At 53.1% G+C, this 12,565-nt stretch carries 15 protein-coding genes; 9 read left to right on the top strand and 6 right to left on the bottom strand.

What is annotated here, in order from left to right:
- Positions 1-408 precede the first annotated feature (408 nt).
- The 8 genes from OI69_RS12175 to OI69_RS19315 all read left to right on the top strand — a co-directional run bounded on the left by OI69_RS12175 (position 409) and on the right by OI69_RS19315 (position 7,299).
- Positions 409-1,578, top strand: coding sequence for a phage tail sheath protein (locus tag OI69_RS12175; RefSeq protein WP_039350674.1), 1,170 nt, complete (start codon positions 409-411; stop codon positions 1,576-1,578).
- Between the two features lie 14 nt (positions 1,579-1,592).
- Complete coding sequence (locus tag OI69_RS12170; RefSeq protein ID WP_039350671.1) at positions 1,593-2,114, top strand: phage major tail tube protein; 522 nt, start codon at positions 1,593-1,595, stop codon at positions 2,112-2,114.
- 66 nt (positions 2,115-2,180) lie between these two features.
- Positions 2,181-2,477: a phage tail assembly protein gene (locus OI69_RS12165; protein ID WP_052198366.1), complete on the top strand. Its 297-nt coding sequence runs from the start codon at positions 2,181-2,183 to the stop codon at positions 2,475-2,477.
- A 14-nt stretch (positions 2,478-2,491) separates the two neighbouring features.
- Positions 2,492-2,611 carry a GpE family phage tail protein gene (locus OI69_RS20325; protein ID WP_052198365.1) on the top strand — a complete coding sequence of 40 codons (120 nt, stop codon included), beginning with the start codon at positions 2,492-2,494 and terminating at the stop codon, positions 2,609-2,611.
- A complete protein-coding gene (locus OI69_RS12160; protein WP_039350665.1) occupies positions 2,604-5,348 on the top strand; it encodes a phage tail tape measure protein in 2,745 nt (914 codons plus the stop codon). The genes OI69_RS20325 and OI69_RS12160 overlap by 8 nt, the downstream gene beginning before the upstream one ends.
- Before the next feature lie 4 nt (positions 5,349-5,352).
- Complete coding sequence (locus OI69_RS12155; protein ID WP_039350662.1) at positions 5,353-5,838, top strand: phage tail protein; 486 nt, start codon at positions 5,353-5,355, stop codon at positions 5,836-5,838.
- Entirely contained in the window at positions 5,835-6,998 is a 1,164-nt protein-coding gene (locus tag OI69_RS12150; RefSeq protein ID WP_039350659.1) for a phage late control D family protein, read from the top strand. Before OI69_RS12155 ends, OI69_RS12150 begins: the two co-directional genes overlap by 4 nt.
- Before the next feature lie 82 nt (positions 6,999-7,080).
- Positions 7,081-7,299, top strand: coding sequence for a DNA-binding transcriptional regulator (locus OI69_RS19315; RefSeq protein WP_072034295.1), 219 nt, complete (start codon positions 7,081-7,083; stop codon positions 7,297-7,299).
- A 172-nt stretch (positions 7,300-7,471) separates the two neighbouring features.
- Here the strand turns inward: OI69_RS19315 and rplS are convergent, their stop codons facing one another.
- From rplS to ffh, 5 genes are all read right to left on the bottom strand, one after another.
- The gene (gene rplS, locus OI69_RS12145; protein ID WP_010285987.1) at positions 7,472-7,819 is read right to left on the bottom strand and encodes a 50S ribosomal protein L19; all 348 of its coding nucleotides are present in this window, start codon (positions 7,817-7,819) and stop codon (positions 7,472-7,474) included.
- Positions 7,820-7,880: 61 nt separating this feature from the next.
- Positions 7,881-8,636, bottom strand: coding sequence for a tRNA (guanosine(37)-N1)-methyltransferase TrmD (gene trmD / locus OI69_RS12140; RefSeq protein WP_039350655.1), 756 nt, complete (start codon positions 8,634-8,636; stop codon positions 7,881-7,883).
- A gap of 38 nt (positions 8,637-8,674) precedes the next feature.
- On the bottom strand, positions 8,675-9,223 hold the full coding sequence (rimM, locus tag OI69_RS12135; RefSeq protein ID WP_039350653.1) for a ribosome maturation factor RimM: 549 nt from the start codon (positions 9,221-9,223) through the stop codon (positions 8,675-8,677).
- 18 nt (positions 9,224-9,241) lie between these two features.
- The gene (rpsP, locus tag OI69_RS12130; protein WP_010285998.1) at positions 9,242-9,490 is read right to left on the bottom strand and encodes a 30S ribosomal protein S16; all 249 of its coding nucleotides are present in this window, start codon (positions 9,488-9,490) and stop codon (positions 9,242-9,244) included.
- A gap of 157 nt (positions 9,491-9,647) precedes the next feature.
- Entirely contained in the window at positions 9,648-11,009 is a 1,362-nt protein-coding gene (gene ffh, locus OI69_RS12125) for a signal recognition particle protein (RefSeq protein ID WP_039350650.1), read from the bottom strand.
- Positions 11,010-11,178: 169 nt separating this feature from the next.
- Between ffh and OI69_RS12120 the strand changes: the two genes are divergently transcribed.
- The gene (locus OI69_RS12120; protein WP_039350646.1) at positions 11,179-11,973 is read left to right on the top strand and encodes a cytochrome C assembly family protein; all 795 of its coding nucleotides are present in this window, start codon (positions 11,179-11,181) and stop codon (positions 11,971-11,973) included.
- Between the two features lie 69 nt (positions 11,974-12,042).
- Here the strand turns inward: OI69_RS12120 and luxS are convergent, their stop codons facing one another.
- On the bottom strand, positions 12,043-12,558 hold the full coding sequence (gene luxS, locus OI69_RS12115; RefSeq protein WP_039350643.1) for an S-ribosylhomocysteine lyase: 516 nt from the start codon (positions 12,556-12,558) through the stop codon (positions 12,043-12,045).
- Between the last annotated feature and the right edge of the window lie 7 nt (positions 12,559-12,565).

Below are 12,565 nucleotides of genomic sequence, written 5' to 3'. Positions count from 1 at the left end.
GACGGCTTATCTTGTGTTGACGTAATAACATCGCCTGGATTAACGGGGTTGATATTTGTATTCGTCGTAACACGTAAAAATGCGATAGAACCAATTCCATCTATCTCCCCAAAACCGAGGTTTTAGAATATTGATCGTTACAACCGATCAATAACGCCTAATCGATCTGTATAAACGTTTATAAAATCATCACCCACAATGTCATTATGTAATGGTTTTAAAAAATAATGATATATCAGGGAAAGCGAAGCCCACTGTTAGCGAGACAGTGGGCTTTTTTCATGCCTGTTTTCTGCCTCGCTGTTGTGCCAGTCGTCACCGTACCCGCATCACTCGCCCACACTCGACTCACGCCAGACAATAACCGCTCCTGACACTGCAATCGTGCTATTAGCCGGAGCCTCATTCATGAGTGATTACCACCACGGCGTGCAGGTCGTCGAAGTCAACGACGGCACGCGCGTCATTTCTACTGTATCAACGGCCATTATCGGCATAGTGTGTACCGCCGCCGATGCCGACGCGGCAACCTTTCCCCTCAATACCCCGGTACTGATTACTAATGTGCTGTCTGCCGTCGGCAAGGCCGGGAAAAAAGGCACGCTGGCCGCTGCGTTGTTGGCCATCGCTGACCAGTCCAAACCCGTTACCGTTGTGGTGCGCGTGGCTGAGGGTAAAGACGAGGCCGAAACCATCAGTAATGTGATCGGCGGCAGTGACGAAAACGGCAAATACACCGGGATGAAAGCCCTGTTAGATGCGCAGGCCGTCACTGGCGTAAAACCCCGCATCCTTGGCGCGCCGGGGCTGGATTCGTTACCCGTTGCCACCGCGTTAGCGTCCATCTGCCAGTCGTTGCGCGCATTCGGTTACGTCAGTGCGTGGGGCTGTAAAACCCTGTCGGACGCCATCAACTACCGCGATAATTTCAGCCAGCGTGAATTGATGGTGATCTGGCCGGATTTTATCGCATGGGACACCACGTCCAATGCCAGCGCCACGGCGTATGCCACCGCTCGCGCTCTGGGACTGCGTGCCAAAATCGACCAGGATACAGGCTGGCATAAAACCCTGTCTAACGTCGGCGTGAACGGCGTGACGGGCATCAGCGCGTCGGTATTTTGGGATTTGCAGGCACCCGGCACCGATGCGGATTTACTGAATGAAGCGGGTGTCACCACGCTGGTTCGTAAAGACGGCTTCCGCTTCTGGGGTAACCGCACCTGTTCTGACGATCCGCTGTTCCTGTTTGAGAACTACACCCGCACCGCGCAGGTGCTGGCCGATACGATGGCCGAAGCGCACATGTGGGCAGTCGATAAGCCCGTTACCGCGACGCTAATCAAAGACATTATCGAAGGTATCAAGGCCAAATTCCGTGAGCTGAAATCTAACGGCTACATCATTGATGCCGATTGCTGGTATGACGACACCGCCAACGATAAGGAAACGCTCAAGGCCGGGAAACTGTATATCGATTATGACTATACCCCCGTTCCCCCATTGGAAAATCTCACCCTGCGCCAGCGCATCACTGATAAATATCTGGTGAATTTGGCCGCGTCGGTTAACAGCTAAGGAGCTAACGCACTATGGCACTGCCTCGTAACCTGAAATTTATGAATCTGTTCAATGACGGCATGAGCTACATGGGTGTCGCCACCGCCGTTACATTGCCTAAGTTGACGCGCAAGCTGGAGAACTATCGCGGCGGTGGCATGAACGGCACCGCGCCGATTGATTTTGGGCTGGATGATGACGCACTGGCGATGGAATGGACGCTCGGCGGTTTTGCTGACGAAACCCTGTGGCGCCAGTACGCTGCACCGGGCGCAGATAAAGTGCTGCTGCGCTTTACCGGGTCATACCAGCGTGACGACACAGGGGAAATTTCGGCGGTTGAAGTAGTGATGCGTGGCCGTCATAAAGAAATCGACGGCGGCGAGAGTAAACAGGGGGAAGCTACTGAAACCAAGGTTTCGACCCAATGCACCTATTACAAGCTGACCATTGACGGCAAAGAGATGATCGAGATTGACACCATCAACATGATTGAGCGTGTTGTCGGCGTTGACACGATGGAGCAACACCGTCGGGCAATCGGTCTGGCGTAACCCTATCGGCCAGCACGGTGCTGGCTGTCTTCTTTCTATTTTCTATCTGAACACAGAGGCAACATCATGAACGAACACGACAACGTGGTAACACTGGAAACCCCAATCAAACGCGGAGATACCCTGGTCGAAACGGTCACCCTGATTAAACCGACTGCCGGGACACTGCGCGGTGTCAGCCTTGCAGCCCTTGCAGGGTCTGACGTAGACGCGATGATTAAAGTGTTGCCGCGTATGACCCTCCCGGCATTGACCGAGGCCGAAATCACCCGCATGGAATTGCCGGATATGATAACCATCGCGGGCAAGGTGATCGGTTTTTTGACGCCGAAATCGCAACAGGGAACCTCCCACGAAGCCTGACGGTTGATGAGCTGATGGCGGATATCGCGGTGATTTTTCACTGGCCACCCTCCGAAATGTACCCCATGACATTAACCGAGTTAATCCTGTGGCGCGATAAAGCGCTCAAACGCAGCGAACATGCCCATGAGTAACAGTCTACAACTCAGTGTATTGCTGCGCGCCGTTGATCAAGCAACCCGTCCCTTTCGGGCGGTGCAGGATGCGGCACGCACACTGTCCGGTGAAATTCAGGGTTCACAGGAGCAGTTGAAAAACCTGAACGCACAGGCCGGGCGTATTGAGGGGTTCAGAAAAACCAGCGCGCAACTGGCGAGTACAGGCCGGGCGCTGGAACAGGCAAAAGCCGACGCCGCCGCGTTGGCAGTAGCGTTCCGCAATACCGCCAACCCGACCCGCGCCCAAACTAAAGCACTGGAAGAGGCTCGCAAAAAAGCGGCAGAGTTGCAGGCGCAACAAAACCGCTTGCGGTTGTCTGTTCAGAACCAGCGTAGCGCTTTGCGTGAAGCGGGTATTGATACGCGTAATCTGGCGGGGGCAGAGCGTCAACTCAGAACGGATATTGCGGCTGCTACCGACACCCTGAACCGCCAACGGGCAGCGCTGGCGCGAGTAAGTCAGCAGCAAGAGCGGCTAAACCGGGTTAATCAGCGTTATGAGCGGGGGAAGGCAATTACCGCCGGAGTGCGTAATACCAGTGCCGCTGCGGTTGGTCTGGGTTCAGCCGCGCTGTATGCCGGAAGCCAACTGATTGCACCGTCTGTGCAGGCTGACGGACACGGCGCGCGCATTGCCGCGCAGACGGGTGGGAATGCGACAGACGGACAGCAGTATACCCGCGTTATCAAAGAGGTTAACGCGTCAGGTGTCAGCAACGATATCAATCAGATAGCCGATGCCGTAGCCGCTGCACGCAGCACGCTCGGTGCGTTGGGGGACGTGGGAGAAACCGAGCTGGCGCGGATATCGCGTAAAGCGATTGACGTACAAACGGCGCTTGGCAGTGATGCGGCGGAGAGCATCCAGATCGCCGCCATCATGATGAAAAATGGCCTCGCTAAGAACAGCGACGAGGCGTTTGACTTGATGGTATCCGGGATGCAGCGCGTGTCGGCGCAGATGCGTGGCGAACTGCCGGAGATCCTGCACGAGTACTCAACCCACTTCCGCAACATGGGGTTCAGCGGTTCAGAAGCCATGACACTGTTAGTGGATATGGCGCAGCAAGGCAAGTTTGCACTCGACAAGACTGGCGATGCGGTGAAAGAGTTCAGTATTCGCGGGTCGGATATGTCAAAGGCGAGTATTGAAGCCTATGACGCCGCCGGACTCAATGCTGCCAAAATGTCTACCGCGATTGCTAGCGGCGGCGATAAGGCACGGGTCGCGATGCAGAAAACCGCCAACGGGCTGCTGAAAATCAAAGATCCGGCAGAACGGGCAAATGCCGCTATCGCCCTGTTTGGTACGCCGATTGAAGACCTGTCGATTGACCAGATACCGAAATTTTTGTCAGCACTGGCCGGAACCGAGAATAAGCTGGGCGACGTGTCCGGGGCGGCTGACCGTATGGGCGATACCCTGCGCGATAATTTACAGGGGGATATCGGGCGGCTTCAGGGCGCGATGGCCAGCCTGCGTTTTAAATTGTTCAATGACGACGACGGCATACTGCGAAAACTCACGCAGGCGGCGACAGCATGGCTGAACCGCGTCAATGAATGGGTAACGGCAAACCCTGAACTAGCGCGGCAGATAGTCATGGTAGCTGGGGCAGCAGCGGCGTTGATTACGGTGCTGGGGGGGATCGGGCTGGTTGTGTGGCCGGTTATGTCGGGGATTAATGCCCTCGTCGCCGGGGCGGGTTTGCTGCGCGTCGGGCTGGGGTCGGTATCTAATCCGCTGACTGTTATCCGGGGAGCAATGTCAGGGTTTGGTCGAGTGCTGATGTGGCTGTTTACGTCACCGCTCGCATTATTGCGTACTGGAATTATGTTCATTGGAAGTGCGTTGGGTGTATTGCTGTCTCCAGTTGGTCTGGTCGTCGCGGCGATTGTTGGCGGGGCGCTTCTCATTTGGAAATACTGGGAGCCTATCAAGGCATTCATCGGTGGTGTGGTCGAGGGATTCGTTGCGGCCAGTGCGCCTATTATCGCCGCGTTTGAGCCGCTACAGCCTGTCTTTACGTGGATAGGCGATAAAGTGAAAGCCTTGTTTGGCTGGTTCGGTGATTTGCTGACCCCCGTAAAATCCACTGCCGCCGAGCTGGACGGTGCGGCGAATATGGGGAAACGGTTTGGCGACATGGTGGCTAAGGGGATTGATATCGCGATGGTGCCGCTGAAATCATTGATATCCGGCGTAACGTGGCTGCTGGAAAAGTTAGGGCTAGTTGACGAGAAATCGAGGAAGCTCCCCACCGCTGACAGCATCCTGCCGCCGGAAGAAGCCGCCGCGCTCAAGGTTGGGGTGAGTCACGCCCCGACACCGCAGGGCAACGATGCAAAGGCGATTGCTGACAGGTACAGCGGCGCATATGACAATGGGGGGCGCGTCCCGTTGGGGGAGTTTGCTGTCGTCGGTGAGCATGGCCCGGAAATCGTTGAAGGTCCGGTCAATGTCACCAGCCGCCGGAACACCGCCGCGATGGCATCTGCTGCTATGAACATGTCGGCCTATCGCCCGGTAGCACCGACGGTTCAGGCCAGCCTGGCCTCGTCCCCGGTCAGCATTCACGCGCCGATCAGTATTGTTGCCCAGCCCGGCCAGAGTGCACAGGACATTGCGCAGGAAGTGACGCGCCAGCTTGAACAGCGGGAACGGGCGGCGCGGTCACGCGCATTCAGTCAATACAGTTATCAGGGAGGCTAATCCGATGATGCTCACATTAGGGCTGTTTGTGTTCCAACTCCAGACCCTGCCGTACCAGAACATGCAGCGCAACGTTGATTACCGCTGGCCGTCAAACAGCCGCGTCGGCCAGCGTCCGGCGTTGCAGTTCTTAGGCATTGAAGAGGAAAAAATCACGCTGTCAGGGGAGCTGCTGCCGGAAATCACAGGCGGAACGCTGTCATTATTGATGTTGGAAACCATGGCCGATCAGGGGCGGGCATGGCCGCTGATTGAGGGAAGCGGCACCATTTACGGCGTATTCGTGGTGAACAGCATCAGCCAGACGAAAACTGATTTTTTCCCCGATGGCCGGGCGCGGCGGATTGAGTTTACCATCACGCTGACCCGCGTTGACTCGTCACTGTCTGCGATGCTGGGCGATTTACGCCAGCAGGCGGAGGGCTTGATCGGCAGCGCCGGGGAAATAGCAAACAAGGCGCAATCCGCCATCGGGGGATTATTCGCATGATTAACCCGCTGAATGTTCGCGCTGGCAGTAAAATCGCTCCCGCATACCTGCTGCGCCTCAATGAGCAGGACATCACAACCGTTATCAGCCCGCGCCTGCTATCACTGAGCCTGACAGATAACCGGGGCTTTGAGGCCGACCAGCTCGACATCGAGCTGGACGACAGCGACGGGCTGTTGCAGTTACCCCGCCGGGGCGCGGTGCTGTCGGTATTTTTGGGCTGGGAAGGTGAAGCGCTGATCGGCAAAGGGGATTTTACGGTGGATGAAATAGAACACCGTGGCACGCCGGATACGCTGACCATCCGGGCGCGGAGTGCCGATTTTCGCGGGTCGCTGAACTCGCGGCGTGAACTGTCGTATCACGACACCACGCTGGGGGCGATTGTTGAACAGGTGGCGAAGCGTAACAACCTTGCGCCGATGCTGGCCGACGGATTCGCGGGGATAAAAATTCCGCACATCGACCAGACTCAGGAAACCGACGCGGTATTTATTACGCGCTTGGCTGAGCGCAACGGGGCGATTGTGGCGATCAAAGCCGGGCGTTTGCTGTTTATCCGCCCCGGAACGGGGAAGACGGCCAGTGGAAAACCTATCCCGCAGCAAATTATCGAACGCAGCGACGGCGATCAGCACAGTTTTAGCCTCGCAGACCGGGGCGCGTACACAGGCGTCACGGCAAGCTGGTTGCATACCAAAGAGCCGCAGCCCGAAAAGCCAAAAACGGTAAAGGTAAAGCGTCAGAAAAAAGTGCTGTTGCATCAGGGAGCACAACCACAGGAGCCACACCCTAAAGCGAAAAAGGCAAAGAAAGCGCCGGAAGCCCGCGAGGGTGATTATCTGGTCGGCACCGATGAAAACGTGCTGGCACTAACTACGGTTTTTGCGACCAAAGAACAGGCCATTCGTAAGGCAACGGCAGAATGGGACAAGTTACAGCGCGGTGTCGCGGAGTTCTCTATCACACTAGCGATGGGGCGTGCTGACCTGTTCCCAGAAACGCCCGTTCAGGTCAGTGGCTTTAAACAGGTGATCGACGAACAGCCGTGGACTATCTCAAAAGTGACGCACAATTTGAGTAATTCAGGATACGTTACCGCGCTGGAATTAGAGGTGCTGCTGTCTGATGTTGAGTATGAAAGCGACGAGGAATCTTAAAAAAATAACATTAAGTTTAAATTTTTAAGTTTAATGTTTTTATCTATAATGCGTACATTATTATACAGGATAGGTGATTCTTATGATGCACTGCCCATTGTGCCAACATGCGGCACACGCTAGATCAAGTCGCTACGTTACGAACAAAACAAAAGAACGTTACCACCAGTGCCAGAATATTAATTGCAGTTGCACATTCAAATCATTGGAAACTATCGCCGACATCATCATGATGCCAGGCGATATTAAGCCCGTCCCGCCACATCCTGATCGGTCAAATCAGGGAGCACTCTGGATTTGATTAGCCATATTACAAACCCGCGAAAGCGGGTTTTTTACGCCCATGAAATAACGATGCCCCCTAATTTTTATTTTTCCGTGGACATAATGTGGACATCGAGATAAAAAAAAGCCCAGCAATTAAGCCAGGCTTTTGAAAAATAACAACTTTCGGATGTTGCGAAAGCGCTATCTTAGTTAAGACGCTCTTTGATACGAGCAGACTTACCAGTACGCTCACGCAGGTAGTACAGTTTGGCTTTACGCACGGCACCACGACGTTTAACAGCGATGCTGTCAACTACAGGAGAGTGAGTCTGGAATACACGCTCCACGCCTTCGCCGTTAGAAATTTTGCGAACAGTGAATGCAGAATGCAGACCGCGGTTACGAATAGCGATAACCACGCCCTCGAATGCCTGCAGACGTTTTTTGCTACCTTCAACAACCCATACCTTCACTTCTACGGTATCACCCGGACGAAATGCAGGTACGTCCTGCTTCATTTGTTCGTCTTCGATTTGCTTAATAATGTTGCTCATAATATGTCTCTTACCCTAGGTAAACTGATAGTTGGGTTCGTCGGTTAACCGGCGTAACCACCTAATACTCTTGTTGCTCAGACTGATATTCACGTTGGAATTCAGCCAGCAACCTTGTTTGCTCGTCAGTCAGAGCTAGGCTTTTCAGAAGTTCAGGTCTTCTAAGCCAGGTTCGGCCCAGCGACTGCTTCAATCGCCAGCGGCGTATTTCCGCATGGTTGCCAGACAGTAACACTGCCGGAACGTCCATGCCTTCCAGTATTTCAGGGCGAGTAAAATGTGGACAATCCAGCAATCCATCAGCAAAAGAATCCTCTTCTGCTGAAGCCTGATGCCCCAAAACGCCCGGTATAAAGCGGGCAACGGAGTCAATCAGGGTCATCGCCGGCAGTTCCCCACCGCTGAGTACGTAATCCCCTATCGACCATTCTTCATCGATTTCGGTTTTAATTACGCGCTCATCAATCCCTTCGTACCGTCCACAGACCAGAATCATCTTCTGGTTTGTAGCGAGTTGACGTACGCCTTGCTGATCTAATTTACGGCCCTGAGGTGATAAATAAATCACTCTCGCGCCTTCACCTGCCGCTGCTTTTGCTGCGTGGATTGCATCCCGTAAAGGTTGCACCATCATCAGCATTCCGGGGCCGCCGCCATAAGGCCGGTCGTCCACGGTGCGATGCCGATCGTAAGTGAAATCACGAGGACTCCAATACTGTACGTTCAGCAGGCCATTTTTAACTGCCCGGCCAGTGACTCCGTAATCAGTAATTGCCCGGAACATCTCTGGAAACAGGCTAATCACCCCAATCCACATAGTCTCGTTCCGCTGGGTACTACTGGTCGATTCAGAGCTCAAAAACCAGGATCCCAATCTACTTCAATAGTTTGAGTAGAAAGGTCGACGCGTTTCACAACCTGTTCGGTGAGGAACGGAACCAGCCGCTCCTTAACGCCGAAGGCATCTTTCAGGTTAGCCTTTATCACCATCACATCGTTCGAGCCGGTTTCCATCATATCGATGATTTTTCCCAACTCATAACCGGTTACGGTCACGACCTGACAGCCAATAAGATCTTTCCAGTAATAATCACCTTCGCCCAGATCGGGCAGTTGTGACGAATCTACGACAATCTCACAATTGGTCAGTAAATTAGCCGCATCACGGTCATCAGCACCTTTCACTTTGATGATCAGATCCTGATTGTGATACTTCCAGCCTTCAATCTCGACAAGCTGCCAACCGCTTTTGCTCTGGATGAACCAAGGCTGATAATCAAAAATGCTCTCAGCATCTTCGGTGGATGAAAACACTCTGAGCCAACCTCGGATGCCATATGCCGACCCTATTTTCCCCATCACAATCGGGTTAACGGGAGGTTTTGGGCTGAGTTGATTGCTCATTATCACCACCGCAACAGATTATGCTGCTTTTTTAGCGTCTTTGATCAGCGAAGATACGCGATCAGACACAGTTGCACCCAGACCAAGCCAATGCTCGATACGATCCAGATCCAGACGCAGTGCTTCTGCTTGACCTGATGCGATTGGGTTGAAGAAACCTACGCGCTCAATGAAACGACCGTCACGCGCATTGCGGCTATCGGTCACGACTACTTGATAGAACGGGCGTTTTTTCGCGCCGCCACGAGCCAAACGAATTGTTACCATAACATCCTCTTTAGTGAATAAAACAACTGGGCCCCATCGAGGAACGGAGCCCAGTATGTCATATAAAAAGCCCGAAAATTTTACTCATTTTGGCGCAAAAAGCAATCTAAAGCGTGTAATCACGCCAAGAGTTTATCCACACCACTGATTTCAGTGATTAGCGCCCCGGAAATCCAGGTGGCATCATCCCTTTCATTCCGCGCATCATTTTCGCCAGACCACCGCTTTTCATCTTCTTCATCATGCGTTGCATATCATCGAACTGTTTCAGAAGGCGGTTCACGTCCTGCACCTGCATGCCAGAACCCATCGCGATGCGGCGTTTGCGCGATCCTTTGATAATCTCAGGCTTGGCGCGCTCCTGAAGCGTCATCGAATTAATGATCGCCTCCATACGCACCAGCACCTTGTCATCCATTTGCGATTTCACATTATCAGGCAATTGCCCCATACCGGGCATTTTGCTCATCATGCTCGCCATGCCGCCCATGTTGCGCATCTGCTTGAGTTGATCCAGAAAATCGGTCAAATCAAACCCATCGCCCTTCTTCAGCTTTTTCGCTAACTTTTCTGCCTGAGTGCGATCGACCTTGCTTTCAATATCTTCAATCAGCGAAAGCACATCGCCCATACCGAGAATGCGCGATGCTACGCGTTCAGGGTAAAACGGCTCCAGCGCTTCGGTTTTTTCGCCGACACCAAGGAATTTAATCGGCTTGCCAGTGATATGGCGGATAGATAACGCGGCACCGCCACGGGCGTCACCGTCAATTTTGGTGAGGATAACACCGGTCAGCGGTAGCGCTTCATTAAAGGCTTTCGCCGTATTCGCCGCATCCTGCCCTGTCATGGCATCGACCACAAACAGCGTCTCAACGGGTTTAATCGCCGCATGAACCTGTTTGATTTCGTCCATCATCGCGTCATCGACGTGGAGACGACCAGCGGTATCGACCAACAAGACATCGTAGAATTTCAGCTTAGCGTGTTGTAACGCACGTTCTACAATCGCAAGCGGCTTTTCCTTAACATCTGACGGGAAAAAATCGACGCCCACCTGCTGCGCCAGCGTTTCCAACTGCTTAATTGCCGCAGGGCGATAGACGTCGGCAGAAACCACCAGCACTTTTTTCTTCTGTTTTTCACGCAGAAATTTGCCCAGCTTACCCACGCTGGTCGTTTTACCCGCCCCTTGCAGACCCGCCATCAGAACAACCGCTGGCGGCTGCGCGGCAAGATTTAGCTCGGCATTGATTTCTCCCATGGCGCTGACGAGTTCGTTCTTAACAATTTTGACGAACTCTTGGCCCGGCGTCAGACTTTTATTAACTTCATGCCCAACAGCACGTTCTTTCACGCGATTGATAAAGTCACGTACCACGGGTAACGCTACGTCGGCTTCCAGCAATGCCATACGCACTTCACGCAGCGTTTCTTTTATGTTGTCTTCAGTCAACCGCCCGCGGCCGCTGATATTGCGCAATGTGCGCGAGAGTCGATCGGTTAAATTTTCAAACATATCCCATGCTCAACGTAAGACAGGCCGCCAGCGCGACACGAATGGAAGAGATTATACACAAAAGCAGGAACGATCTCAGCGCTGCTGACGGAGAACTGTTGGTGCCCACGGCGACTAACGCTATACTGATTCTCTATTTTACCTAGTTGATATTGAATAACCCATTTGTATGTCTGTTTTCGCTATTGTGGCGCTTGTCGCCTACACACTCAGCCTCGGACTGATTATCCCCAGTCTGTTGCGCAAGAACAGTGCATATCGTCGGCTGGCAATACTCTCGGCCAGCGCTGCGCTAATCTGCCATGCGGTGGCGCTCTATCAACGCATTTTCGATGTTCAGGTCGGTCAAAACCTGAGCCTGCTAAACATCGGTTCGCTGGTCAGCCTCATCATCTGTACGGTGATGACGATTGTCGCCACGCGCGATCGCGGCTGGTTTATTCTTCCCATCGTCTACACTTTTGCCCTAATCAATCTGGCCTTCGCCAGCTTCATGCCAAGTGAATTCATCACGCATCTGGAAGCGTCTCCGGGTTTGATGATTCATATCGGGCTGGCGCTCTTCTCTTATGCCACCCTGTTGATTGCCGCCCTGTACGCGCTCCAGCTCGCTTGGCTTGATTATCTGCTCAAGAATAAAAAGCTGGGATTTGCCGCTGACATGCCGCCGTTGATGAGCATTGAACGTAAAATGTTTCATATCACGCAGATTGGCGTGATTTTACTCACACTGACGCTCTGTACTGGCTTGTTTTATATGGATGATCTGATCGATAACAAAGAGAACCTGCACAAAGCCGTGTTCTCCCTGTTTGCGTGGTTCATCTATATTCTGTTGCTCTGGGGACATTACCATGAAGGGTGGCGGGGTCGACGCGTCGTCTGGTTCAGCCTGCTCGGGGCATTAATGCTGACACTATCCTACTTCGGTAGCCGGGTTATACAGCATTTTCTCGTCGTCTGACTCGTTCACAAACACAAAAAAAGAGAGCCAACGTTCGGCTCTCTTTTGTATTTCATCACACAGAACAAACTAGATATGTAGCTCAGCCAGCTTATCTTTCGGCAATGCCAGATCGTCATTTTGGTTGATACCAATGTCATGATCCACGATGTGCTGAGCGATCTCCTGCGCTTCTTTCAGCGAGTGCATCTCGTAAGTGCCACACTGATATTCATTCAGCTCAGGGATTTTACGCTGGTCTGTGACCTTAAGGACGTCAGCCATCGCCGCTTTCCAGGAGTGGGCCACTCGCTGCTCATCCGGCGTGCCAATCAGGCTCATGTAGAAGCCAGTACGGCATCCCATCGGAGAAATGTCGATAATTTCAACGCCATCGCCGTTTAAATGATCGCGCATGAAACCAGCAAACAGGTGCTCTAGCGTATGGATACCGCGCTCCGGCATCACTTCAATATTCGGACGGCAGAAACGCAGGTCAAATACCGTGATATCGTCACCATGAGGGGTTTTCATGGTCTTAGCCACCCGAACGGCGGGCGCGGCCATACGGGTATGGTCAACGGTAAAGCTATCTAGTAATGGCATAATGCCA

It is taken from the genome of Pectobacterium fontis (assembly GCF_000803215.1).
In the GTDB taxonomy this organism is placed as follows: Bacteria; Pseudomonadota; Gammaproteobacteria; order Enterobacterales; family Enterobacteriaceae; genus Pectobacterium; species Pectobacterium fontis.
This window is presented reverse-complemented; position numbering and strand designations above follow the sequence as displayed.